This is a genomic window from Planomonospora antibiotica (genome assembly GCF_014647955.1).
Lineage (GTDB): Bacteria > Actinomycetota > Actinomycetes > Streptosporangiales > Streptosporangiaceae > Planomonospora > Planomonospora parontospora.
The window spans coordinates 121,151-146,031 of the sequence record NZ_BMQE01000002.1 but is presented as its reverse complement, the minus strand read 5'-3'; the positions used below and the strand labels follow the sequence as shown (position 1 = coordinate 146,031).

Sequence of the window (24,881 nt, the reverse complement as noted above, 5' to 3'; positions counted from 1 at the left end):
GCTCACCGGCGGGCGCGGGTCACCCCGACCATCCGCAGCCCCTTCCCGACGGCCCGGCGCAGGCGCTGCGCCGACGCGCGTTCGACCCGCTCCACCCGGTGTTCGCGTGCCTTGCGCTTCCAGCGCCGCGCCTGGTTCTCCCACTTCTCCGCCCTGCTCCGCCAGTACTCCACCTGGGAGGCGAGTGTGGCCGCGGATGCGGAGGTCTCGTCCCCGGGGGGGAGGATCCCCCACTTGCGGCCGTCCTCCCAGACCGTGCCGGAAACCTGGTGGACCGCCTCCTCCAGGCTGTCTCCCGGCTCGACGAGCAACCGCGCGCGGTTGACCGCGGCCGTCCGCTCCAGCCTGGCCGTCGTCAGCTCCTCGCGCTCGTCCAGTACCAGCGAGACCAGTCCCGCCTCCCTGTCATCGGCGAACTTCACCAGCCGCACCAGGGAGTCGGGGGCGGGTACCCAGCCGGCCGGGCACTCGAACCGGAACGGCGCGGGGAAGGCGCTCTCCGCGGCCCTGCGCAGGAACCGGACACGGTTCTCCCCCCGGAAGGTCTCCCTGATCAGCCGGAGGTCGAGCATCGGGTCGTCCAGCGGGGGGCGGCGCTCGTCGGTGAGCAGGTGCCAGGAGCCGGTCAGGACGACGGACACGTCGGCCATCCACCCCGACAGGAGGCCGTTGACGGTCGCCCGGACCTCCTCCAGCGTGCGGCCCTCGGCGTCGACCACCGCCTCGACCGTCGGCACGAGGTACTGCCGGCCGGAGGTCTTCGACTTCCGCTCCAGGAAGCCCGGGATCCGCTCGTTCATGTACGGCCGGGTGTACCGCGTGACCTCGTCCCGGCGGCGCATCACGGTGGACTCGCCGAGATGGCGGCAGCGCGACTCCCGGTCGCCGACGAAGACCGCGCCGGCCTGGGCGAGCCGGTAGCCGACCTCGGTGTCCGACCCCCGGCGCAGCGAGGTGTCCATGCCGCCCGCCCGCAGGTACAGCTCCTTCGGCATGGACGCCGTGGCGCTCACGAGCAGGCGCCAGGCGGCCAGACCGGCTTGGCGCAGGTCGCCGGTGCGGTCCCACTTCGCCTCGGTCCACTGGGGCACGCCGTCGTCGCCGAAGAGCTCGTCCACGGTCCCCGCGGTCACGGCCGCGTGCACCTCCAGAGGGCTGATGCCGCCCGGGGTGTACTCGTTGAACCGCAGGTTGCCCAGGAGCACCAGGTAGTCGGCGAGGTGGTGCCAGCGCATCTGGGCCTCGACGTGCTCGGGGAACAGCACCAGGTCGGCGTCGACCCGGTGCACGATCTCGCCGTCCGCGACCTTGACCCCGCTGTGGAAGGCGTTGGCGATGCCCCAGCCGGGTTCGGGCCGGACGACCCGGGTGTTCTCCGGAGCCAGATCGGGCAGGCGCAACGGCGTCTCCCCCTCGCCGTCGTCGACGACGACGACTTCGAGCAGGTGACCCGGGTAGCTCTGGCCGGCGAGGCTGGCGAGGGTGAGGGACAGGGTCTCCTCGCACCGGTACGCCGGGATCACGACGCTCACGCTGCGCCGGGGCGTCCACGCGCCCAGTTCCGGGGGGGTCAGGCAGCCGAAGTCGTTCAGCCGGATCCGCGGTCTCGGTATCCCGGTCGTCAGTGCGCTCGCAGCGTACACATCCATCACTCGTCCTTTTCTCGCGGCGGCGTTGTCGTTCGCGGTGCGACGCTTCGCGTGAGGAGAGGGCCCTCCTGCTCCGTCAGCGAGCGCGTGGGACTCCCCGCCCTGTCGACGCCCGTAGACGGCGGCCCCCCGGATCGCTGCGAAGGAACGTCGGAGACGCGACGGGGATCACCTCGGTTGGAATCTAGCCACGCCCTCACCCGGAAACCGCTCGTTGGCGCCGCCTTTACCGGGGCCGGGCCCGTGTTTAACCAGGGGGACCGCGGGACGGCGTCCGCCCGCCCGGCCGACCGCTCCCGGTCCCCGGCGCAGGACCGGTCGCCGATAGACTGGACCCACCGCTGTGGTTTCCTTTGGGGGTCTTGGTGTCAGAGTTCGACCCGTTGTCCGACCCGTTGTTCGACACCGTCCTGGTCGTCGACTTCGGCGCGCAGTACGCGCAGCTGATCGCGCGGCGGGTGCGCGAGTGCCACGTCTACTCCGAGGTCGTCCCCTCGACGATGCCGGTGGAGGAGATGATGGCCAAGAAGCCCAAGGCCATCATCCTGTCCGGCGGGCCCTCGTCGGTCTACGCCGAAGGCGCCCCCCCGGTCCCCCGGGGCCTGTTCGAGACCGGCGTGCCGACCTTCGGCATCTGCTACGGCTTCCAGGCCATGGCGCAGGCGCTCGGCGGCACCGTGGCCAGGACCGGCGTCGCGGAGTACGGCGGGACCCGGCTGGAGGTGTCGCAGGAGGGCGTGCTCTTCGCGGGCCTGCCCGCCGAGCAGTCGGTCTGGATGTCCCACGGCGACAGCGTCTCCGCGGCCCCCGAGGGCTTCGACGTCACCGCGTTCACCCCCGAGACCCCGGTCGCGGCCTTCGAGCACCCGGTCAAGGGCCTGTACGGCGTGCAGTTCCACCCCGAGGTGCTCCACTCCGAGCACGGCCAGAGCGTGCTCAAGCACTTCCTCGACGCGGCCGGCTGCCGCCCCTCCTGGACGATGCTCAACATCGTCGAGGAGGCCGTGGAGGCGGTCCGCGCCCAGATCGGCCCCGAGGGCCGCGCCATCTGCGGCCTGTCCGGCGGCGTGGACTCCGCGGTCGCCGCGGCGATCGTGCAGCGGGCCATCGGCGACCGGCTGACCTGCGTGTTCGTCGACCACGGCCTGCTGCGCAAGGGTGAGGCCGAGCAGGTCGAGCGCGACTTCGTCGCCGTCACCGGCGTCAAGCTCCGTGTCGTCGACGCCGCCGACCGCTTCCTCAAGGCGCTCGACGGGGTCACCGACCCCGAGGAGAAGCGCAAGATCATCGGTCGCGAGTTCATCCGGGTCTTCGAGGACGAGCAGCGCGCCATCATCGCCGACGGCCCGGTCGACTTCCTGGTGCAGGGCACCCTCTACCCGGACGTGGTCGAGTCGGGCGGCGGCACCGGCACCGCCAACATCAAGTCCCACCACAACGTCGGCGGGCTCCCCGACGACCTGCAGTTCCAGCTGGTCGAGCCGCTCCGCGCGCTCTTCAAGGACGAGGTCCGCCGCGCGGGCGAGGAGCTCGGCCTGCCCGCCGCGATGGTCTGGCGCCAGCCGTTCCCCGGTCCCGGGCTCGGCATCCGCATCGTGGGCGCGGTCAGCCGCGAGCGCCTGGAGATCCTGCGCGAGGCCGACGCCATCGCCCGCGAGGAGCTCTCCCGGGCCGGTCTCGACCGGGAGATCTGGCAGTGCCCGGTGGTGCTGCTCGCCGACGTGCGCTCGGTGGGCGTCCAGGGCGACGGCCGCACCTACGGGCATCCGGTCGTGCTGCGCCCGGTCTCCAGCGAGGACGCGATGACCGCCGACTGGTCCCGCGTGCCGTACGACGTGCTGGCCCGCATCTCCACCCGGATCACCAACGAGGTCCGCGAGGTCAACCGCGTGGTGCTGGATGTGACGAGCAAGCCGCCGGGCACCATCGAGTGGGAGTAGCCGGCGGGCGGCGGCGGCCCCGGAGGATCCCCTCCGGGGCCGCCGCCGTGTCCGGGTGACCTGGAGGCGATCGTCCGGCACGTACGGCTGGACCGAACGGCTCGCCGTACCGGGGGCGGTGCAGGGGCGATCGTCCGTCACTAAATGGGGATAACTCCCTTTACCGGATGAGATGCCCGGTATGTTGGGGCGGGTGTCGACGACCGCTGCCAGCACCCGGACCGCCCGTCCCGGCGCATCCACCCGGCTCGCCTGGCTGGACGCGCTGCGCGGGATCGGCGCGACGGCGGTGCTGCTGGAGCACACGCTGCCCTGGTTCATGCCGCAGCTGCGACCCTACTGGTTCAGCCTGGGGCTGTACGGAATCCTGGTGTTCTTCCTGGTGAGCGGGTACATCATCCCGGTCTCCCTGGAGGGCCGCGGGGACGTCCGGGCCTTCTGGATCAGCCGGTTCTTCCGCCTCTACCCGATCTACCTGCTGGTCGCGGCCGGGGTCCTGGTGATGGCCTTCTGGCTGCCGGTCCGCCAGGAGGTGCCGCGCGACGTCGCCTCGGTCTCCGCGCACCTGACGATGCTGCTGGACGTGGTCCACCTGGGCGGCCTGGCCGACACCATGTGGACGCTCTCCTACGAGATGGTCTTCTACCTGCTGGTCACCGCCCTGTTCGTGTACGGCCTGCACCGCAGGAGCGGGACGCTCGCCGTGGGGTTCGGCGCGGTCGCGGTCGGGACGGGGCTGGTGCTCACCGCGCCGCTGCTGATGGGCTTCTGGCCCGCCTACGTCTCAGGGGTGGTGTTCGCCGCGGGCATGGTCTGCCTGGTCACCGGGAGGCTGCGCAGGACGGCCGCCTGCGTGCTCGGGGTGATGGCCGTGGTGCTGCTGCTCTTCGCCGGCTTCGTACCGTGGTTCGGGGCGGCGATCCTCGCGGTGATGTTCACCGGGACCGCGATCCGCCGCTGGGAGCAGGGCGCCGGCGGCCTCTGGCCGGTGGCCGCCGCCACCGTGCTGGTGGTTCTGGCCCCGGTCTGGGCGGAGCAGGCGGGCTGGTGGTGGGTCCGGCCGGGGGTGTGGACGACCACGATCGCCCTGGCCGGGGCGACGTTCGCGGGCGCGATGGCCCTGCGCGGGCGCCGCCTGCCGCGCTTCCTGGTCTGGCTCGGCCTGGTCAGCTACTCGGTCTACCTGCTGCACCACCCGCTGCTCCGGCTGACGCACGCCGTGGTGGGGGACGTGCGGTCCATGCCGCCCGCCGTACAGGCGGCGGTGACGGCGGGGTTCGTCGCGGCGGTGCTGGGTCTGAGCTGGTCGACCTACCGCTGGATCGAACTGCCGATGCAGAACCTGGGCAGGCGGCTCGCCCGCAGGCCGTAGCGATCCCGTGGGCCGCAGGCGATCCGTCCGGCCCGTAGGCGGCCCGTCTCCGGGCCGTGGGGACCCGCGCGGGCCGCGGGGATCCCGGAGAACGCCCGCGGCCCGGCGCTCCGGAGAGGGCGCCGGGCCGCGGGCGGTCGGTGGCGGCTCAGTTGCCGTCGGCGGGGGACTCGGCGAAGTCGTCCGGGTCGCCGGTGGGCGAGTCGGCGGACAGGTCCTTGTCCTCGGCGGCGGTGGCGGGGAAGACGTCGGCCGGCTTCAGGGTCTTGAAACCGGGCAGCGAGGAGACCGCCACGACGTGGTAGCCCTGCTTCTTCAGCTCGGTGAGGAGCTTGGGCATGACCGTGACGGTCTGGGCGACCCAGTCGTGCATGAGGATGACGCCGTCACGCTTGGCGTTCTTGAGCACCTCGTCGTAGATGGCCTTCTCGTTCTTGGTCGCCCAGTCGCGGGAACCGCCGTTCCACAGGACGATCGGCATCTTCATCTCGGCGGCGACGGCCTTGGTGTCGTCGTCGAGCAGGCCGTACGGCGGGCGGATCGTCGTCGGGTACTTGCCGGTGACCTTCTTGACGATGTCCTGGGTCTTCTTGAGCTCCTCGCGGATCTCCTCGACGGAGCTCTCGGTGAACTTCGGGTGGGTGTAGCTGTGGTTGCCGATGTCGTGGCCCTCGGTGACCATCAGCTTGGCGAACGCGGGACGCGACTTCACGTACTGGCCCTCGAGGAAGAACGTCGCCTTGGCGTTGTGCTTCTTCAGGGTGGCGAGCAGCTTGTCGGCGTACTTGCCGGGACCGTCGTCGAAGGTCAGCGCGATGCACTTGACCTTCGTGCAGTCCACCGGCTTGGGCGCGGGGGTGGGCTTCGCCGTCGGCTTGGCCGTGGCCGTCGGCTTGGGGGTGGGGGACGGCTTGTGCTGCTCCGCGCTCCACGCGGCGGTCGGTGCGGACAGCAGGCCCAGGGCGCAGCTGCCCGCTAGGACGATTCGGGTGGAGGACTTCATGAGGGGGACTCCGAGAGTTGCGGATGAGGCTGTCGGTATAGAAAACGTATCGTAGATAGACAATCGCCCCAAGGTGACCGGATCGGCTCAACTGCCAGCCGACGCTCAGGTTCCTCTCAGCCTCCTCCCGATCTCCGGCGCCTCTGCGAGGTAAAAGCCCGGCCAGCGGCCGGTAGCCGGAGCTTGAAGCTCCGGTGTTCCGCCGTCCCCGCCCAGAACACTGTGGCTGGGCCACGGGGACCACCCGGGCCGACACGGCCCCGCGATGGACGGATGAGCGATTATGCAGGACACGGAGATCTCTCTCATGGTCGAGATCGAGGACCGCCACTGGTGGTTCCGTGAGCGCCGTGCGATCCTGCGCCGGGAGCTGCGCGGCTCGCGCACCAGGGGAGAGGCGCTGGACATCGGCGCGGCCGGGGGCGGCAACACCAGGGTGCTGGCCGGACTGGGCTACGAGGCCCTGGTGGCCGACTACTCCGAGGCGGCCGTGCAGGTCGCCAGGGAACGGGGACTGAACGCCATCCACGCCGACGCCCGGGACCTGCCGCTGGAATCCGGGCGGTTCGACGTGGTCACCGCCTTCGACGTGCTGGAGCACATCGTGGAGGACCACCTCGCCGCGGCGGAGATCGCCCGGGTGCTCAAGCCGGGGGGCACGGCCCTGATCGCCGTCCCCTGCGACATGGCGCTGTGGTCCGCACACGACGACGCGGTGGGACACGTCCGCAGGTACTCGCGGGAGGATCTCGTCGGTCTGGTGGAGAAGGCCGGCCTGGTCGTCGAACGGGTCTGGAGCTGGAACGTGCTCCTGCGGCCCGTGGTGGCCCGCCGCCGGAGGAACAGCGAGGGCAACGACCTGACCGCGCTGCCCTGGATCGTCAACGCGGGCCTGACCGCCATCATCGTCCTGGAGCGGTATCTGCCGGTGAAGTCCATGAGAGGTGTCTCGATCTTCCTCCGCGCGCGCAAACCGGCCGGCTCCGCGCCCGGCGGCGCCTGAGCTCGGTTTGTCTGGCCCCATCCGGTCCGGCCTGTTCCGGACCATCGGGCAGGGTTCGTCCGGCCCGCCGCTCCGGCGGGCCCGGTAAGGGAACCGCAAAGCCGGGGTCAAGCATGGGTGCACCTTCCCTGGAGCGGGGGGGCGCCTCACCAGACTCTCCGGCATGGACACAGCTCCCACCGGGGCGGATTCCCCATCGGACCTCTCCGGACCCGCGACGGACGTCCGGACGGACGGGCCCCGGAGCGGTGTCCGGCGCTCCGCCCGGCGTCGGACGGAGCGCCGGACGCGGGTGACGGGATGGCTCCCAGCGGTCTCCGTGACCGCCCTGGTCCTGACGGTCCTCGGCCTCTACGGTGTCTCCGTCCGGGACACGACCGTCTTCGGGCTCTACCTCGTACTGGGCGTGGCGCTCCCCGGAACCCTGGTGATCCGCGCGCTGTGGAGCGGCCGCAGGACGCTGGTCGAGGAGATCGCGCTCGGTGCGGCACTGGGGTACGCCGTGGAGTCGGTCGCCTACATCGCCGCCCGGGCGGTGGGGGCGCCGCTGCTCGTGGCGGCCTGGCCGGTCGCCGTCTACGCGGTCTTCCTCGCCGTCCCCCGACTGCGCGGGCACTGGAGGGGGCGGCCCCGCCCGCGTACGCCGCTGTGGTGGTCGTGGTCGTTCGCGCTGGTCGCGGCGTTCATGGTGCTGCGGCCCGGGGTGGTGTTCTTCACCAAGTACGACGTCACGCAGCCGGGGAGCTGGGCGGCGGGGGCCGATCTGCCGTACCACCTGTCGCTGATCGCCGAGCTGAAGTACCACATGCCTCCCACGGTGCCGGCGGTCGCCGGCGAGCCGCTCCTCTACCACTGGTTCGTCTACGCGCACCTGGCGGCCGCGAGCTGGGTGACCGGGCTGGAGCCGATGGTCCTGCTGTTCCGCCTGGCGATGCTGCCGATGCTCATCGCCCTGCTGGTCCTGGTAGGGAGCACGGGGCGGCGGGTCACCGGGTCCTGGCTGGGCGGGCTGCTCGCCGTGGTGGGCACCGTCTTCCTCAAGGCGCCCAACCTCTACCAGGGCGACAACTGGGTCCTCACCTACGGCGGACTGCAGGACATCACCTGGAGCAGCCCCACGCAGACCTACGGGGCACTGCTGTTCGCGCCCCTGGTCCTGCTCCTGATCGACGTCCTGGAACGGCGGCGCGACACCGGCCGGTGGGTGCTGACCGGGATCTTCCTGGTGGCGGTCACCGGGGCCAAGGCCACCTACCTGCCCCTGCTCGGCGCGGGACTGGCCGTGGCGGCGGCGGTCGAGTCGGTCAGGAGGCGCCGCGTCCCCTGGCCGGCGCTGACCGTGCTCGGGGCGACGGGAGCGTGCCTGCTGTTCGCGCAGTTCGTGCTCTTCGACGGCGCCAAGCAGGGGATGACCATCGATCCCCTGTCCCTGTTCCGGCTGGGCTGGATGCGGATGAGCGGCATGGGGGACCGGCTCGAGCCCTCCCAGCTGTCCGTGCTCGGCCTGATGCTGCTGTACGTGCTGGGCTGGACCGCGGCGTGGTCCGGCGTCTTCGGCCTGCTGGCCCGGCCGAGGCTGCTGGCGCGGCCCGCGGTCTGCCTCATGCTCGGCATCGGCGCGGCGGGCCTGGGCGTCGCGTTCCTGTTCGGCCACCCGGGTTTCAGCCAGCTCTTCTTCCTCATGGGCGCGGTGCCGTACGTGGTGGTCGTCGCGGTGTACGGGCTCATCGTGCTGCTGAGGTGGGCGCGGGTGTCACGCCGGGCCGCGGTGCTCGCGGCGGTCGCCGGGGCGGCGGCGTCCCTGCCTCTCCCCGCGCTCTTCGGTGTGACGCTCCCTCTGGAGGAGGGCCGGGACGGTGTCCTGTACCCGCCGCAGATCGCCTTCACGCTCGCCGCCGGGGCGATGGTCTGCGTCCTGCTCCTCAAGGTCGGCGCGCGGCGGGCCTGGGCGGTCACGGTCGTCGTGCTCATGGCGCTCAGCCTGCCCGGCAACGTGCGCGACCGCCTCGGCCACCAGAACACGAAGGCGATCATCCGGAAACAGGCGGTGAGCAACCGGGTCTCGGCGGACGCCCTGGCGGCCCTGCGGTGGCTGCGCGCGCACTCGCACCCGGACGATCTGGTCGCCACGGCCGTGCACTGCCGCTGGTGGCGTCTGAAGGACCAGTGCGAGACCCTGAAGTTCTGGGTGACCGCGTTCAGCGAGCGGCGCGTGCTGATCGAGGGCTGGGGGTACACGCCGACGAACCTCAGGAACTGGACTCCCGGGAAGTCGCTGCAGCTGCCGTTCTGGGACCAGCCGAGGTTCGAGGCCAACAGGAACGCCTTCCAGAGCCCTTCGGCGGCCGCGATCCGGCACCTGCGGAATCGGTACGGCGTGCGCTGGCTCTTCGTGGACGAGCGCCAGAGGAGGCCCGACCGGGCGAAGGTGGGGGAGTTCGCGAAGCTCCGCTTCAGGTCCGGAGACTACTCCGTCTACGCCGTCCCGGGCAGGAGGGCCTCCAGGCCGCGGGCAGGTGGAGAACCCTGGTAATGGGAGAACAAAGAAAAAGATAAGAGCGGTGTACGCGGTGAAGTGCCGCTGTTGACTGCACGCGTGAGCGAGAACAAATTCGCGACGATTCCATTCAATCGTCCTTACATTTCGCAAAATGAACTCGGATATCTGGCTGCGGCGCTGGAGGGAGGGCTCACCGCAGGGGACGGCCCGTTCACCCGCAGGGCGAGCGCGCTCATTCAGGAGCTGACCGGCGCGCGGGGGGTCCAGCTGACCACGTCCTGCACCCACGCGCTGGAGATGGCGGCCCTCCTGCTCGACCTCCGGCCGGGCGACGAGGTCATCATGCCGTCGTTCACGTTCGTGTCGACGGCGAACGCGTTCGCCCTGCGGGGAGCGGTCCCGGTGTTCGTCGACTGCAGGCCCGACACCCTGAACCTGGACGAACGGCTGGTCGAAGCGGAGATCACATCCCGGACCAGGGCGATCGTGGTGGTCCACTACGCCGGTGTCGCCTGCCGGATGGACGAGATCGGACAGATAGCGCGGCGGCACGGCCTGGCCGTCATCGAGGACAATGCCCACGGCCTGGGCGCCTCCTACCGGGGCCGGGCGCTCGGGTCGTTCGGCCGGATGGCCGCCCAGAGCTTCCACGCGACGAAGAACGTGCAGTGCGGCGAGGGCGGCGCACTGGTCCTGAACGACCCCGGACTCGCCGGACGGGCCGAGATCATCCGGGAGAAGGGGACCAACCGCAGCCAGTTCTTCCGCGGCCAGACCGACAAGTACCGCTGGGTCGACATCGGGTCGAGCTACCTGCCGTCCGACCTGCTCGCCGCTCAGCTGACCGCTCAGCTGGAGTCGTTCCCGGCGATCCAGGCCCGGCGCCACGCGGTCTGGAACGCCTACCACGAAGGGCTGGCGGACTGGGCGGCGGCCGGCGAGGTCTCCCAGCCGGTGGTGCCGGACGAGTGCGCGCATCCCGCGCACCTGTACTACCTGCTCCTGCCCGACCTGCGGAACCGGCAGGCGCTGATCGCCCATCTGGCGGAGCGCGGGGTGCAGGCGACGTTCCACTACCAGCCGCTGCACACCGCGCCCGCCGGGATCCGGTACGGGCGCCCGGCGGTGGAGGGCTGCCCGGTCACCGAGAGGGTCGCCGACCGCCTGGTGCGCCTGCCGCTCTTCGCGGATCTGGACCTGCCGGAGGTGGAGCGTGTGATCGACGCCGTCCGGGCGTACGAGGTGATCTGAGAGACCGGGAAGCCCGGCTGTCCGCAGGTTCCCGCACTCCCCGTCCGAACCCCGATCCCGCCGGGAGACGGCCGGGGGTCCCCACAAGCCGATAAGGAGCATCATGCGCGTCGTCCTGTTCTGCAACGACCGGAGCGGCCTGGAGATCGCGACCTGGCTCCGCGGCCGGCCTGACGCCGACATCGCCGCGGTCGTCCTCAACGCCCCCGCCCGGCGACCCCGCCGGGCGGACGAGATCAGAGTCCTCTTCCCCGACCTGGACCGCCGGGGCCTGGTCCTGACCGGTGACACGCTCAGGCATCCGCAGACGCAGACCCTGATCGAAGGGCTCGGCGCCGAGATGGGCGTCTCCCTGTTCTTCGCGCACATCTTCACCCCCGCGCTGATGAAGGCGTTCCCGCGGGGGATCGTCAACCTCCACCCCTCGCTGCTGCCGTACAACCGGGGGCGGCAGCCCGCCGTCTGGTCGATCATCGACGGGACGCCCGCCGGGGTGACCCTGCACATGGTCGACGAGGGGATCGACACCGGCCCGGTGCTCGCCCAGCAGGAGGTGCAGGTCCGTCCGCACGACACCGGCAGTTCGCTCTACCGGAGGCTGGAGGAGGCCGCCGTCGAGTTGTTCCTGCGGTCGTGGCCGGCGCTGTGCGAGGACGCGCTGGCACCGGTGGAGCAGGACCACGACAGGGCCACCGGGCATCCGATCACCGAGTTCCAGGAGCTCGCCCACCTCGACCCGGACCGGTCGATGCCCGTGGGCCGGTTGATCGACATCCTGCGCGCCCGCTGCTTCAACCGGGACGACTGCGTACGGCTCCGCACGCCCGACGGCGGCACCGTCCGGCTCTTCCTGGAGCTGATCCCGGACTGACCGGCCGGCGGCACGGGGTCCGCCGAAGCGGCGGTCCGGCTGCCCGGCGGAACGACGGTCCGGTGGAACGGCACGGAGGCTCCCGGTGGGCGCGTGGTCCGGAAGAACCGCACACCCGCCGGGAGCCTCCGGTGTGAGGGCCCCGCGAGGGGACGGCGTCAGCGCGATCCGGTCGGCTGGGCCGGCACGTCCACTGCGGCCGACAGGCCGACCCTCTCCCGGACGACGTAGGTCGGCCGCCCCAGCCCGCCTCCGTGGATGCGGCCGATGTACTCCCCGAGGACCCCGATGGATATCAGCTGGGCGGACGAGAAGATCGCGATCATCGAGGTGATCGTGGTGAATCCGGCGACGGTGGTGTCGCCCGTGGCGAAGCGCCACAGGACCAGGCCGCCGAGCAGGAGCCCGATGATCCCGGTGAGGAAGCCCAGGTAGCTCGCCATGCGCAGCGGGGCCGTGCTGTAGCCGAGGAGCATGTTCACCGCGTGCCGCACCAGCATCCGCACGTTGTAGTTCGACTCCCCGACCTCGCGGTCGTTCATGTGCACCCCGACCGAGCCGATCTGGACGGTGCTCCACGAGAGGGCCACGTCGACGGAGGCGTGCGGCCCGGACAGCTCCTCGAACCCGTCGCGCAGGCAGGTGCGGAAGGCGCGGAACGCACTGATCTTCTGCGCGTTGCGGACGCCCAGCGCCCGTGACATCCCCGTCTTCACCGACCGTGACGCGAGGCTGCGCAGGAATCCGTGCTCCTCGTTGTGCGGCACGCCGTAGACGAGATCCAGGCGGTCGCCCTCGAGCGCGGCCAGCAGCAGCGGGACCTGCTCCGGAGGGTGCTGCAGGTCGTCGTCCATCGTGACGACCACGTCGAACTTCGCCTCCCTGATGCCGGCGACCAGCGCGTTGTGCTGACCGTAGTTGCGGGACAGGCGGATCGCGCGGACGGCGTCGATCCGGCGGGCGAGGGATTCCGCCACCTTCCAGGTGTCGTCCGGGCTCCCGTCGACGACGAGGATCACCTCGTGCCGGACGGACATGTCGCGCAGCACCGAGACGAGCCTGGTGACCAGCGGCGGAAGGGTTATCTCCGAACGGTAACACGGAATGACAACCGAAACGGACACGTTATTCTCCCGACTATCGACCGTGAATGTCCATGAACCCTGTACGATCCTTCAGCATCCTTCGGAGACCATTCTCAACAATCATTGGAGGTGTCACCGGATGACTGAACTGGACGTACGGACCGCTCCCCACCCCCGATCCGACCACCGGACGCGGGATTTGACATCGGGTCTTCGTGGACAGCGCATCACATATTTGATGGGAGGTGTCATGACGGTCGCGGTCTATTTTGGTCTTCTTGCCCTCGGTTTGCTGATCCTTGAGGAGCGGGTTCCCTACCTTTTCCTGGTCGCGGTCAGCCACCTCCTCGCCGTCGCGGCCGTCTACCCCTGGTACCGGCTGGTCGTCTTCCGCGTGTCCACGGGCTCCTGGATCGCCGGCCTCGCCCGTTTCTACCTGGTCGGCCTGAGCTTTCTGGCCACCTCCGTCACCGTGCTCCCGCTGCTGGTGGAACTCGCCGGCGTCCACGTTCTCCTGGCCCAGTCGATGGTGATTCCGGTGAGCACCGTCCTCGCCTACCTGATCAATAGGTCGTGGGCTTTCCGGGATCCGGCCGGCGTAAAGCGTTGGTAAAGGCCGAGGCGCCGAGACGTAAAGCGGCGGATGGCCGAATCACCCCCCTATCACAATCTGAGGGCGGTGGCCGACCCGGCCGCCGTGTCCGGAGCATAGGGAGTTGAAAAAGGGTGAAAGCGCTTGTCCTGGCGGGTGGAAGGGGCACCAGACTGCGGCCGCTGACACACACTTCCGCCAAGCAGCTGGTCCCCGTCGCCAACAAACCGGTGCTCTACTACGGGCTGGAGGCGATACGCGCGGCGGGCATCACCAGCGTCGGGATCATCACCGGGGACACGGGTGCCGAGGTCAGAGAGGCCGTGGGCGACGGCTCGCGGTTCGGGCTCGACATCACCTACATCCCGCAGGAGGCCCCGCTCGGCCTGGCGCACTGCGTCCTGATCGCACGGGACTTCCTCGGTGACGAGCCGTTCGTCATGTATCTCGGGGACAACTTCCTGGTCGGCGGGATCGCCGACCTCGTCGGCGCGTTCCGCCTCGGCGGGTACGACGCCCAGGTCCTGCTGACGAAGGTCGCCGAACCCCGGTTCTACGGGGTCGCGGAGCTCGGCTCCACGGGGGAGATCGTCGGGCTGCAGGAGAAGCCCGACCACCCGCGCAGCGACCTGGCCATCGTGGGGGTGTACTCGTTCTCCCCCGCGATCCACGAGGCGGTCCGGGCGATCACCCCGTCCGCGCGCGGCGAGCTGGAGATCACCGACGCGATCCAGTGGCTGATCGAGAACGACTACTCCGTCCACTCGCACATGGTCACCGGCTACTGGAAGGACACCGGGCGCCTGCAGGACCTGCTGGAGTGCAACCGGATGATCCTGGAGACGGTGGAACCGGCCAACAGGGGCACGGTCGACGGGCTGAGCGAGATCACCGGCCGGGTCGTCATCGAACCGGGGGCCGTGGTGGAGAACTCCGTCCTGCGCGGCCCGATCGTGGTCGGGGCGGACGCGAAGATCCAGTCCTCGTACATCGGGCCCTTCACCTCGATCGGGCCGCGCTGCGTCGTGCAGGACGCCGAGGTCGAGTACTCGATCGTGCTCGACGACTCCTCCGTCCACGGCGTCTCCCGGCTGGCCCACTCCCTCATCGGCCGCAACGTCGAGGTGAGCCGGGCGGAGGGCACGCCGAACACGTACGGGCTCATGGTCGGCGACCACAGCAGGATCCAGGTGCGCGCATGAGGATCCTCGTCACCGGAGGGGCCGGCTTCATCGGCTCCCACTACGTGAGGTCCCTGCTGCGGGGCGCCTACCCGGGCTGGGAGGACGCCCGCGTCACGGTCCTCGACAAGCTCACCTACGCCGGCAACCTCGCCAACCTCGCCCCGGTGGCCGAGCACCGGAACCACCGCTTCGTCCGGGGCGACATCACCGACGCACGGCTCCTCGCGGACGTCGTGCCGGGCCACGACGTGGTGGTGAACTTCGCCGCGGAGTCCCACGTCGACCGGTCGATCACCGGAGCGGGCGACTTCGTGACGACGAACGTCCTCGGCACCCAGCGGCTCCTGCAGGCCGCGCTCGAAGCCGGCGTCGGCACCTTCGTGCAGATCTCCACGGACGAGGTGTACGGCTCGATCGCCGAAGGCTCGTGGGACGAGTCGGAGCCGCTCCTGCCCAACTCGCCCTACTCGGCGGCGAAGGCCTCCGGAGACCTGCTGTGCCGCGCGTACCACCGGACGCACGGCCTCGACGTGCGGATCACCCGCTGCTCCAACAACTACGGCCCGTACCAGCACCCCGAGAAGGTCATCCCGCTCTTCGTCACCAACCTGATCGACGGCCGCCGGGTGCCCCTCTACGGGGACGGCCGGAACGTCCGCGAGTGGCTGCACGTGGACGACCACTGCCGGGGCGTCCAGCTCGTGCTGGAGAAGGGCTGCCCCGGAGAGGTCTACAACATCGGCGGAGGCGTCGAGCTCACCAACGTCGAGCTCACCGAGCGGCTGCTCGCCGCCTTCGGCCTCGGATGGGACATGGTCGTGCGCGTCCCGGACCGGCTCGGACACGACCTGCGGTACTCCGTGGACAGCGGCAAGATCCGGGCGATCGGCTACGAACCCCGCGTGGACTTCGGTGCAGGACTGGCCGAGGTCGTCAGGTGGTACCGGGGCCACCAGGACTGGTGGCGCCCTCTCAGAGAGGCTGTGCGATGACCGGGCTGCAGAGACTCGGGCGGGGAACCCCGGCGGGGAAGGAGACCGCACCGGAGGGCCGGCGCCGGATCAGCCCGGTGGCCCTCCTGGCGGTCGTCGCACTCTGCTACGCCGCAGCCCAGCTCGTCCTGGTGTCGGCGGGCTTCCAGATCGGATGGGACGAGGCGGTATACCTCAGTCAGTTCTCCGCCAACGACACCCCGCTCGACTTCCATCCCTCCCGGGGCTGGGGCACATCGCTCGTCGTCGCGCCGGTCGTGATGGTCACGAACTCGATCGCGGTCCTCCGGGTCTACCTGACGGTCGTCTCGGCCCTGCTGCTGTTCGGTTCGTTCCGAATCTGGCTCGCGGTACGGCCCGGCTACACCGTCCCCCTGGCGGCGGCGCTCTACGCGGGCTGCTGGTCGACGGTGTTCTACGGCAACGCGGCCATGCCCAACCTCTACACCGCGTTCGGCTCCATCGCACTCACCGGGCTGGTCCTCCGCGCGGCCACCACCGGGGGGCCGCTCGGCCGGGCACTGCCGGTCGCGGTGGCGGTCGTCACGGCGGCCATGACCCTGTTCCGTCCCACCGACGCCACGGTCGTCGCCCTGGCCCTGGCGGCGGCGGTCCTCCTGTTCGCCCGCGGACGGCGGTGGGGCCGGATGCTCCTCACGCTCACCGCGCTCGGCGCCGGCCTGGCCGCCGGGTGGGGCCAGTGGCTCCTGGAGGCGGTGCTGGAATACGGCGGCGTCGCGCAGCGGCTCGACGGAGCCACCCAGAACTTCGGCGCACCCCGATGGCTCGTCGAGCACCATCTGCGGGCTCTGGACGGGCCGACGCTCTGCCGGGCTCCGGAGAGCTGCGGACCGGTTCCCGGCGGAGGGCCCGTGTGGCTGGCCGCCGTCGTCCTCCTGGGGGTCGCGGGCCTCCTGACGGTCTGGCGGAAGGAGCACCGGACCGCGGTCGTCGTCCCGGCCGCCGTCGGAGCGTGCTTCGCCGTCGCCTACCTCTACTACGGCGGCGTCACGGCACCGCGCTACATGCTGCCCGTCCTGGGGCTGTGGGCGATCGCCGCCGCGGAGGGCCTGCTGTACCTGGCCGGGGAGGTCCGCCGACGAGCCGGGCTCATGACCGCGGTGGCGTTCTGCGTCCTCGTCGTCGGCGGCCATCTCCACCTGCAGAAGACGTACCTGGCGGTGAACGTCGGCCCGATGACGTCCTCCCGTGCTCAGGACGCCCTGGTGGCGGAGGCGCTCGGCAGGCTCGGACACCGCCGCCCGTGCCTCGTCTACGGGTGGCACGCCCCGCAGATCGCCCACCCCCTGGGCTGTGAGGCGCTGGGCACGGCGGGCGGGAGCCCGCTGCCCGCGACGCCGGAATCCGTCCTGGCGAAACCGGCGGAGGGCTACTCGGTCATGGTGGTCTACCGGGACGACGCCGACCTGAGCGCGCCCGAGCTCGCAACCTGGCCGGAGCACAGGCTGACGTCCAGCGGATGGTACGCCCGGCTGAGCGACGGTGGGGCCGATCCGTCCCCGTGAACCGACGCCGGATCCATCCGGCGGCGTCTCGATACTTCTGAAACGGCAGGCACCCGGTCCGCGGCAGGCTGACCCGGTCGGAGAACCGGGTCGCGGACCCCGGGCGCCTGTCGACCTCCAGCGAATAGGCACGCAGCGGCTTCAGAGCCGTTCTGAAGGCATTCGGAGACCCCTGTGCGAGTTCCACCGGTGAGGTGTTCCAGCCGTTCGGCCCTGTTGTCGGCCGGTGCGGTCCAGGCGGCTCTGGCCGCCGCCTACGGCCTCGGCGTCATCGAGGAGAGGCCGTTCCTGTCCCTGCTCTCCGTGGTGGCGACAGCGGCTGTGCTGTCGGTGTTCGCCCGGACGGGAGCGATCCTGCGAAGGATCGACAGGAACACGGACCGGATCCAGCGGCTGCACACGGAGCTGTGCCGCGTCGAGCACAGGATGGGCTCGTGGGAGGAAGCGGGGGAGGCCCGGCACGAGGAGCACCTCAGCGCCGTGTCCGACTCCCGCGCCCGGATGGAGCAGGAGTTCAGGCTCGTCGAGAAGAGGTTCTGCTCCCTGGACCGCGCCGTCCACGCCACCCACGCGCAGACCGAGGCGTTCATCGACCTGCGCGCGCTCGTCCAGCCCCGCGCACCCCTCCCGCCGCTGGGCGGCTGGGCCGCGTCGGCCGGCGTGCTGCGGCCGATGATCGGATGGATCCTCGACAACGGGCCCAAGACGATCGTGGAGTGCGGCAGCGGATCGTCCAGCGTGTGGCTGGGCTACATCGCCGAACGGACGGGCTCGGCGGTCGTCGCGCTCGAACACGACGCAGACCACGCGAGGGCGACCCGTGAGCTCGTCCGCGCCCACGGCCTCTCCGACGTCGTCGACGTGCGTCTCGCCCCCCTCGAGGAGTGGGAGAGCGGCGGGGAGACGTGGCGGTGGTACGCGCGGGACGCCCTGGAGGGCCTGGCCGAGATCGGGCTGATCTTCGTGGACGGTCCTCCCGGCGCCACGGGACCCACCGCCCGGTACCCCGCCCTCCCCCTCCTCCTGCCCCTGTGCGCGGAGACGGTCGCGGTCTTCCTCGACGACGCGGCCAGGGAGCAGGACCGGGCGGTGAGCGACCGGTGGGCCGCCGAGTTCCCCGAACTCGTCCGTTCCCGGCACCGGGGTGAGAAGGGACTGGACACATTCATGAGGAGCCGCACGTGAACACCGATCCGGGCAAGGCGATCCCCGTCCTGGGATGCCACATCGGCTTCGAGGGGTATCCGGAGCCGCTGGCACGGCTGTGCGAGGGCGTCGGCGCGGTGTGGACGGATCTGGACGGCGCACCGACGGACCGCCCGATCACGGAGTCGGAGGTGGAGCGCTTCGTCCTCCTGGCGAGGACGCCCGCCGACCTGCGCCGGGCCGTTCCCCTCGCGGCGCTGCTCCCCGAGGCGCGCACGGTCGTCGCGGTGGTCTCCGAATCGCCGCGCTGGCGGCCGGCGCCCGTGCCGGTCGCCGACAACGCGCAGTACTGGCGCAGGCTCCTCGACCTCCGGGTCCGCAGAGGGCCGGGGGACTCCTGGAGGATCGAGACGGACTTCGCCAGGCCGGTGCCGTCCGGAGGGGTGCTGAAGGCGCTCTCGCGCGGCCTGGCCGGCGGTCAGCGGGGCGTGCTGTACAAGCCGGTGGTCTCCCTCGCGGGAGTGGGCTCCCACCACTGGCGGCCGGGCGACCCCAACGTCGTGCCGGCCCCGGTGACGGGTCCCGTCCCCGCCAGACGGGCCGCGCCGGGGTGCGACCTCGTGCTGCGGACGCCGGGAGCGGAGACCCCGGACTGGCAGGAGGAGGAGGGGCCGGCGCCGATCGACCGGCCCGTGCCCGGCGGAGGCCCCGGAGGGCTCGGCGCGACCCCGTTCCCGGGCCCGGCCCGGGACCTGGTCCCGCCGCAGACTCCGCCGCAGGTCCGCGAGCGGAGCGGTCCCGGCCCGCTGCTCTCCGTCGACGACCTCCCGCCGGTGGACGAGCTCTCCGTGTGCCCCATCGGGTTCGCCGCCGTGGTGAACGGGCCCCTCGGCGAGCTCCGCGAGGGGAGCGGGACGTACGAGGTAACCGCCCAGGGTGAGGTCGTCACGCTGATCGCCCCGTCCGGGGCGCTCACGGAGCCGGACGTCGCCCGGGTGCGCGAGCTCACGGGCGTCGCGGTGGACCTCGACGGCGACTGGGCCGAGCCGTACGGGGTCGCGCGCATCGTCTGCGGCCTGGCCGCGGCGGGGGTGCCCGTCGTGGCCAGGCCGGGGCCCCGGTGGAGCGGAGTGCTCGGAGCGGAGCTGGCGGCGCTGCTGAACGGGTTCGATCCGGCGGGACTGTCCGACCCGCTGACCCGGGAGCAGTTCAGCATCCGGCTGCGCCGGTCGGCGCTCGGGCTGCACAGCGTGGCGGCCAGGTGGCGCGGGCTCGCCGAGGCCAGGGGCCTGCGGCCGCCGGCCCCCCCGACGGTCTCCGTGCTGCTGTGCACGCGCCGACCCGAGCTGGTGGGGTTCGCGCTGGGACAGATCGCACGGCAGCGGGGGGTGGAGACCGAGGTGGTCCTCACCCTGCACGGGTTCGCCGCGGACCTGTCCGGCGTCGCGGAGGCCGTGTCGTCCTACCCGGGGGCGATCACGGTGATCGAGGAGGACCCCGGCGTCGTGTTCGGCGACGTGCTCAACCGGGCGGCCCGGTACGCGTCCGGCCAATACCTCACCAAGATGGACGACGACGACTGGTACGGCCCGGACCACCTGGCGGACCTGCTGCTCGCCCAGAGCTATTCGGGCGCCGATCTGGTGGGGGCCGCGCCGGAGTTCTTCTACCTGGCCCCCATCGGGACCACCGTCCGCCGCGAGTTCAGGACGGAGCTCTACTCCGAGCACGTGGCCGGCAGCTCCATCCTGGTGTCGAGGGGGGTGTTCGACGGCGTCGGGGGATTCCGGCCGATCTCCCGGACCGTGGACGGTCAGCTGCTGGAGTCGGTCTCGGCGGCGGGCGGAAGGATCTACCGCTGCCACGGCCTCAACTACCTCGTCAGCCGGCGGAGCCTGTCCGGGCACACGTGGCAGGAGCCGCTCAGCAGGTTCCTGCAGAAGTACCGCCAGCAGTGGCGGGGGCTGTACGCGAACGCACTGATGGAGATGGAAGGCGACGCCCTCGTCACGGGCCCCCTCGCCGCGGGCGGAGCCGCCGCCGCGGGCGCGGGGGGCCGCTGACCCCGCGGGCTCGCAGGCGGAGCGGCCGGGAGCGAACGCCCCGCGGCCCGGACAAGGACGGGACAAGGACGGGACATGCCCCTGCTCAGCGTCATAGTGCCGGTCTACAACGTGGAGCCCTACCTGGGCGCGTGCCTGGAGTCCCTCGCGGCGCAGACCTGGCGCGACCTGGAGGTCGTCGTGGTCGACGACGGCTCGACCGACGACGGCGCCCGGATCGCCGAGGGGTACCGGGAGCGGGATCCCCGCTTCCGGCTGCTGCGCCAGCCCAACGCCGGGCTCGGCGCCGCGCGCAACGCGGGGCTGCGGCGGGCTTCGGGGGAGTTCGTGGCGTTCCTCGACGGCGACGACATGCTCCCCCTGCACGCGCTGGAGACCATGGCCGGCAGCCTGCTGGAGACCGGCTCCGACCTGGTGTCGGGGAACGTGAAGCGGTTCAGCGGGCGGGGGCTGCGGCAGGCCGCGATGCACCGGACGGTCTGCGCCCGCCCGCTGCGGCGCGCGCACATCACCTCGCACGAGGCGCTGCTGCGGGACAGGCTGGTCACCAACAAGCTCTGGCGCCGCTCCTTCTGGGACGAGCAGGGGTTCGCCTTCCCCGAGGGGGTGCTCTACGAGGACATCGGGGTCGCGCTGCCGGCGCACTTCCTCGCCAAGGCGGTGGACGTGCTGACCGCCGACGTCTACCTGTGGCGGGACCGCGAGGGCGAGCAGCAGTCGATCACCCAGGACCGCGCGCGGGTCAAGGGGGTCGAGGACCGCTTCGCCGCGGTGCGGTCGGTGCGCGGCTTCCTGCTCTCCTCGGGGTTCGCCGAGCACGTGCCCGCCTGGGACCGCACCGTCCTCGACAGTGACCTGTTCCTCTTCATGAAGGCCCTGCCCCGGGGCGGCGACGACTTCCGGCGGCGCTTCATGGAACTGGCCGGGGCCTACCTCGACGAGGCCGGTCCGGCGGTGCCGGCCTCGCTGCCCGCGCCGCGCCGCGTGCTCTGGCACCTGGTACGGCAGGGCCGCCTGGCCGACGTCCTCGAAGCGCTCGTCTGGGAGCGCACGGGCGAGCCGCGCGCCGTCCGCCGGGCGGGTCGCTATCACCTCCAGGCCCCGGTGGACGGCGTCCCCGCCGAGGTGACCCGCCTGCGGGGCGACCTCACCCTGCTGCAGCGGGTCGACGACGTGCGCCGGGAGGGCGGCCGCCTGATCGTCGAGGGGCGGGCCACCGTACGGTATCTCCGGCCGGAGCAGCGGGTGCACCAGCAGGTCTTCGCCTCGCTGGTCCGGTCCGGCGACGGCCGGCGGATCCGGGTGCCGGTCACCGCGGTGCGGGCCGCCCCGATCGAACATCCGCGCGGCAGTTCCCGGCGGCGCGACTGGGGCGGTTTCCGCCTCGTGGTCGACCCGGGCAGGCTGTCCGGCGGTCCGGGGGCGTCGACCTGGCACGTCGAGCTGCTGGTGGTCCACCGGGGCATGGTGCGGCGCGACCGGCTCCGTTTCGGCGGGCCGGAGAACGTCAGGCGGGACGCCCCGCAGAGCGTCCCGGAGCTCGGTTTCGAGGTGTCGCCGGGGACGCGGATGGTCACCGGCCGGGCCGAGGACGACTCCTTCGCCATCCGGCTGGAACCGGAGCGCTTCCGGCTCACCGGCCGGACGGTGTCCGGGGACCGGCTCCGGCTGACCGGGCGCTCCTCGGGCTCCCCGGTCGCGCCCGTCCTGGAGCTGGTCAGGGAGCCCGGTGGGACGGTCCTGTCCTACCCGCTCCTCGGCGGGGACGGCCCCTCCGGCGCTCCCGGCGCTCCGGACACCTCCGGTTCCTCCGGTTCCTGTGGTTCCTGTGGTTCCTTCAGGGCCGAGTTCGACCTGCGGGACGTGCTCCCGGAGCGGCTGCCCCGGCTCGACCCCGCCGGTCCGGAGGCCGCGGCCCTGGACACGAAGGTGGAGTGGCGGGCCAGGATCGCCGACGGGGAGGCGGGGGAGACCTGGCCGGTCCTGGACGGCCTCGACGCGTGGCGCGGGGTGCGGGGCGGCCGGGAGGTCGTCGTGGGGTCGTCGCCGGCCGGGGAGCTCACGCTGCGGGTGCAGCCTCCGGCGGCCACGGCGGAACGCGCCGAATGGTCCTCCGGAGCCGCGGGGGCGCGGCTGCTGCTCGCCGGGCGCTTCGCCGACGCCGGTGAGACGCCGGAGCGGCTCGTCGTGCTCTCCGCCGACCGCGACGGCGAGTGGTCGTTCCCGGTCCGCTGCGTGGGAGACCGCTTCGAGGCCGTCGTCACCCCCGCCGCGGCGGAATCCCTGGCGGGCAGGCTCCCGCTCCCCGAAGGACGGTACGGCCTGGCCCTGCGCACCGCCGGACGGGACCTGCCTTTGGAGACGGACCCCGGCACGGCGGAGCACGGAGTGGCAGGGCACGGCGGGGCGGGGCGGCGCTTCGTGTTCGAGGCCGACGGCACCGGGCACGCCGTGCTGACGGTGCACGGTGACCTGGCCGACGACGAGCGGGGCGCGGAGAACCAGCGCAGGCTGCGGACCGGGCGCTACCCGGCCTGGCGCGGGGAGCCGCTGCGGCAGGCCGTACTGTTCGACGGCCAGGAGGGCAGGCGGTTCGCCGGCGACCCGAAGGCCGTCTACGAGGAAATGCGGAGGCGGGGGACCGACCTGGAGCCGCTGTGGGTCGTCCGCGACGGGCAGGTGGAGCTGCCGCCGGGCGTGACCCCGGTCCGCAGGGGCGGCGCCGACCACTACGAGGCGCTGGCCCGCTGCCGCTACGTCGTCACCGACGTGCACCTGCCGCCGTGGTTCGAGCGCAGGGACGGGCAGACGGTCCTGCAGACCCGGTACGACGGCGAGGCCGGGCGCCCGGGTCCCGGCGCCGCGGGGCCGTCACGGGCGGCCGCCGACCAGGGGCGGGCCGCCCAGTGGGACTACCTGGTCTCGCCGGGTCCCTGGTGCACGCCCGTCCTGCGCGGCGCCTCCGGCTTCACCGGGGAGGTGCTGGAGACCGGCCGCCCGCGCAACGACGTGCTGGTGCGGCCCGGCCGGGAGGAGCTCGCCGCGCGGGTCCGGACCCGGATCGGCCTGCCGCCCGGGAGGAAGGTCGTCCTCTACGTCCCCGCCCTCCGCGAGGACAGGCCCCGGGGCAGGGACCGCTACCGGTTCGACCTCCGGCTGGACCTGGCGCGGATGCGGGAGCGGCTGGGGCCGGACCACGTGGTGCTGGTCCGCAGGCATCCCGACGCCGTGGGCGGGGTGCCCGGCGCCGGTGACGGCTTCGCCGCCGACGTCTCGGCCTACCCGGACGTCCAGGAGCTCTACCTGGTCGCCGACGTCCTGGTCACGGACTACTCCTCGGCGGTCTTCGACTTCGCGCTGACCGGCCGCCCGATCCTCTTCTACACCTACGACCTGGAGCGCCACGGCGACCGGGGCCCCGGCTGCTCCTTCGACTTCGCGCAGGCCCCCGGGCCGCTGCTGCGCACCACCGACGAGGTGGCCGCCGCGCTGCGCGGGCTCGACGCGGTCGCCGTGGAGTACGCGGAGCGCCGTGCGTCCTTCGCGGCGGAGTACTGCGGACTCGACGACGGTTGCGCCGCCGCCAGGGTGGTCGAGGCGGTCTTCGGCCGCTGATCGGCACGGTGGGTGACGGAGGGGGTCCCGGGCGGGGAGTACCCGGACGGCTCCTCACTCGGCTGTCGGAAGGTCAAAGCAGCCGATGCCCTTTCCGGGGGTTGGTCAAGAAGTGGCATGGAGACCTTCCGTTGGTTACAGACCGTCAATTCCGGTAACCGGGAGGTCGCCATGCTGATCTGCATGAGGGTCTACTCGCTGGACGACGTCCGTGCCACGTGCAAGCAGAAGGACTCCTGGTGGACCGTCTTCCTGGTCGATCCGCTGGCGTGCCGGCTGGCCCTGGTCGTCGCCAACCGCACGGACGTCACGCCCAACGGGCTCACCGGCCTCTCGCTGGTGCTCGGCGCGGGTGCGGCGGTCGCGTTCGCGGCGGGGCGGCTCGCGGCGGGGGCCGCGCTGTTCTACCTGAGCTTCCTGGTCGACTGCATGGACGGGAAGATCGCCCGGCTCAAGGGGACGGGCACGCCGTTCGGGCTCTGGGTCGACTTCGTGGGCGACCGGATCCGGGAGGTCTGCTGCGCGGCCGGGCTGGCGTTCGGGCAGTACGCGGCGACCGGTGAGGTGGCCTACATCCTGCTCGGCGCCGGGGTGACGGTGCTGGACCTCTTCCGCTACGTGAACGCGGCGCAGATGCGGCGGGTGCGCGAGGTGGTCAGGGAGATCCGGGAGTCCCGAGGCGAGGGGGAGGCGCCCGTCCCGCGGGCGGAGATCACCGCCGTCCTGGACGAGGCCGGCTCGCTGATCGGCCGGCCCTCCGCGCGGCGGCCGTACCGGGGTGCCCGGCGGGCGATCGGGAGGTACCGCCTGATCGGTCCGTTCCTGGCCCGCCACCGGGTGCGCACCCACCTGATGAGCGGCATCGAGTTCCACGCCGCGGTCTTCGTGGTGGCCCCGCTCCTCGGCCCCTGGGCGCTGCTGCCCATCCCGGCCGCGGCGGGCGGGATGCTCCTGCTGAACGAGGCGTATCTGATCTGCCGGCTGTGGCGGTTCACCCGGACGGCGGCGCCCGCCGTACCGGCTCCGCGCAACCCGCAGCACCTGCCCGTCTGACCGGCCGCGGCGGCACCCGCCCGGCACACCTGTTCG

The 24,881-nt window shown here is 72.0% G+C and carries 17 protein-coding genes; 14 read left to right on the top strand and 3 right to left on the bottom strand.

From position 1 onward, the window contains the following. Positions 1-2 precede the first annotated feature (2 nt). The gene (locus IEZ06_RS02470) at positions 3-1,649 is read right to left on the bottom strand and encodes a glycosyltransferase family 2 protein (protein WP_189235014.1); all 1,647 of its coding nucleotides are present in this window, start codon (positions 1,647-1,649) and stop codon (positions 3-5) included. A 383-nt stretch (positions 1,650-2,032) separates the two neighbouring features. Here IEZ06_RS02470 and guaA point away from each other — a divergent pair, with 383 nt between their 5' ends. Together guaA and IEZ06_RS02460 are read left to right on the top strand one after the other, a co-directional pair. After that, entirely contained in the window at positions 2,033-3,589 is a 1,557-nt protein-coding gene (gene guaA, locus IEZ06_RS02465; RefSeq protein WP_189235149.1) for a glutamine-hydrolyzing GMP synthase, read from the top strand. A gap of 193 nt (positions 3,590-3,782) precedes the next feature. Beyond that, positions 3,783-4,961, top strand: coding sequence for an acyltransferase family protein (locus tag IEZ06_RS02460; RefSeq protein ID WP_229797729.1), 1,179 nt, complete (start codon positions 3,783-3,785; stop codon positions 4,959-4,961). A gap of 148 nt (positions 4,962-5,109) precedes the next feature. Here the strand turns inward: IEZ06_RS02460 and IEZ06_RS02455 are convergent, their stop codons facing one another. Beyond that, positions 5,110-5,964 carry a polysaccharide deacetylase family protein gene (locus IEZ06_RS02455; RefSeq protein ID WP_189235012.1) on the bottom strand — a complete coding sequence of 285 codons (855 nt, stop codon included), beginning with the start codon at positions 5,962-5,964 and terminating at the stop codon, positions 5,110-5,112. Positions 5,965-6,247: 283 nt separating this feature from the next. Here IEZ06_RS02455 and IEZ06_RS02450 point away from each other — a divergent pair, with 283 nt between their 5' ends. The 4 genes from IEZ06_RS02450 (at position 6,248) to IEZ06_RS02435 (ending at position 11,589) form a co-directional block, all read left to right on the top strand. Continuing rightward, positions 6,248-6,967: a class I SAM-dependent methyltransferase gene (locus IEZ06_RS02450; RefSeq protein WP_189235011.1), complete on the top strand. Its 720-nt coding sequence runs from the start codon at positions 6,248-6,250 to the stop codon at positions 6,965-6,967. A 292-nt stretch (positions 6,968-7,259) separates the two neighbouring features. Beyond that, the gene (locus IEZ06_RS02445) at positions 7,260-9,500 is read left to right on the top strand and encodes a hypothetical protein (RefSeq protein WP_189235010.1); all 2,241 of its coding nucleotides are present in this window, start codon (positions 7,260-7,262) and stop codon (positions 9,498-9,500) included. 63 nt (positions 9,501-9,563) lie between these two features. Further along, complete coding sequence (gene rffA / locus IEZ06_RS02440; RefSeq protein WP_229797728.1) at positions 9,564-10,718, top strand: dTDP-4-amino-4,6-dideoxygalactose transaminase; 1,155 nt, start codon at positions 9,564-9,566, stop codon at positions 10,716-10,718. A gap of 103 nt (positions 10,719-10,821) precedes the next feature. Continuing rightward, positions 10,822-11,589 (top strand): formyltransferase family protein, encoded by a 768-nt coding sequence (locus tag IEZ06_RS02435; RefSeq protein WP_189235008.1) that lies wholly within the window; start codon positions 10,822-10,824, stop codon positions 11,587-11,589. 158 nt (positions 11,590-11,747) lie between these two features. On the opposite strand, the gene IEZ06_RS02430 is transcribed toward IEZ06_RS02435, so the two are convergent. Next, positions 11,748-12,713, bottom strand: a complete 966-nt coding sequence (locus IEZ06_RS02430; RefSeq protein ID WP_189235007.1) for a glycosyltransferase family 2 protein — start codon at positions 12,711-12,713, stop codon at positions 11,748-11,750. On the opposite strand from IEZ06_RS02430, the gene IEZ06_RS37440 reads away from it, so the two are divergent. The 8 genes from IEZ06_RS37440 to IEZ06_RS02390 all read left to right on the top strand — a co-directional run bounded on the left by IEZ06_RS37440 (position 12,694) and on the right by IEZ06_RS02390 (position 24,845). Continuing rightward, positions 12,694-13,287: a GtrA family protein gene (locus IEZ06_RS37440; protein ID WP_308427596.1), complete on the top strand. Its 594-nt coding sequence runs from the start codon at positions 12,694-12,696 to the stop codon at positions 13,285-13,287. The two genes, IEZ06_RS02430 and IEZ06_RS37440, sit on opposite strands and share 20 nt — an antisense overlap. Positions 13,288-13,400: 113 nt before the next feature. After that, positions 13,401-14,468 carry a glucose-1-phosphate thymidylyltransferase gene (locus tag IEZ06_RS02420; RefSeq protein ID WP_189235005.1) on the top strand — a complete coding sequence of 356 codons (1,068 nt, stop codon included), beginning with the start codon at positions 13,401-13,403 and terminating at the stop codon, positions 14,466-14,468. After that, complete coding sequence (gene rfbB, locus IEZ06_RS02415; RefSeq protein WP_189235004.1) at positions 14,465-15,442, top strand: dTDP-glucose 4,6-dehydratase; 978 nt, start codon at positions 14,465-14,467, stop codon at positions 15,440-15,442. Before IEZ06_RS02420 ends, rfbB begins: the two co-directional genes overlap by 4 nt. Next, entirely contained in the window at positions 15,439-16,968 is a 1,530-nt protein-coding gene (locus IEZ06_RS02410) for a hypothetical protein (protein WP_189235003.1), read from the top strand. The genes rfbB and IEZ06_RS02410 overlap by 4 nt, the downstream gene beginning before the upstream one ends. A 189-nt stretch (positions 16,969-17,157) precedes the next feature. Next, positions 17,158-18,153 carry a class I SAM-dependent methyltransferase gene (locus IEZ06_RS02405; protein WP_189235002.1) on the top strand — a complete coding sequence of 332 codons (996 nt, stop codon included), beginning with the start codon at positions 17,158-17,160 and terminating at the stop codon, positions 18,151-18,153. Beyond that, the gene (locus IEZ06_RS02400; RefSeq protein WP_189235001.1) at positions 18,150-20,177 is read left to right on the top strand and encodes a glycosyltransferase; all 2,028 of its coding nucleotides are present in this window, start codon (positions 18,150-18,152) and stop codon (positions 20,175-20,177) included. Before IEZ06_RS02405 ends, IEZ06_RS02400 begins: the two co-directional genes overlap by 4 nt. Before the next feature lie 75 nt (positions 20,178-20,252). Beyond that, on the top strand, positions 20,253-23,792 hold the full coding sequence (locus tag IEZ06_RS02395; RefSeq protein ID WP_189235000.1) for a bifunctional glycosyltransferase/CDP-glycerol:glycerophosphate glycerophosphotransferase: 3,540 nt from the start codon (positions 20,253-20,255) through the stop codon (positions 23,790-23,792). Positions 23,793-23,963: 171 nt separating this feature from the next. Further along, positions 23,964-24,845 (top strand): CDP-alcohol phosphatidyltransferase family protein, encoded by an 882-nt coding sequence (locus tag IEZ06_RS02390; protein ID WP_189234999.1) that lies wholly within the window; start codon positions 23,964-23,966, stop codon positions 24,843-24,845. The last annotated feature ends 36 nt before the right edge of the window (positions 24,846-24,881 follow it).

Coding starts and splice junctions, on each gene's coding strand:
- IEZ06_RS02410 (WP_189235003.1), top strand. CDS start 15,439: ATGACCGGGCTGCAGAGACTCGGGCGGGGAACCCCGGCGGGGAAGGAG.
- IEZ06_RS02395 (WP_189235000.1), top strand. CDS start 20,253: ATGCCCCTGCTCAGCGTCATAGTGCCGGTCTACAACGTGGAGCCCTAC.
- IEZ06_RS02390 (WP_189234999.1), top strand. CDS start 23,964: ATGCTGATCTGCATGAGGGTCTACTCGCTGGACGACGTCCGTGCCACG.
- IEZ06_RS02450 (WP_189235011.1), top strand. CDS start 6,248: ATGCAGGACACGGAGATCTCTCTCATGGTCGAGATCGAGGACCGCCAC.
- IEZ06_RS02455 (WP_189235012.1), bottom strand. CDS start 5,964: ATGAAGTCCTCCACCCGAATCGTCCTAGCGGGCAGCTGCGCCCTGGGC.
- IEZ06_RS02470 (WP_189235014.1), bottom strand. CDS start 1,649: ATGGATGTGTACGCTGCGAGCGCACTGACGACCGGGATACCGAGACCG.
- IEZ06_RS02435 (WP_189235008.1), top strand. CDS start 10,822: ATGCGCGTCGTCCTGTTCTGCAACGACCGGAGCGGCCTGGAGATCGCG.
- IEZ06_RS37440 (WP_308427596.1), top strand. CDS start 12,694: ATGACAACCGAAACGGACACGTTATTCTCCCGACTATCGACCGTGAAT.
- rfbB (WP_189235004.1), top strand. CDS start 14,465: ATGAGGATCCTCGTCACCGGAGGGGCCGGCTTCATCGGCTCCCACTAC.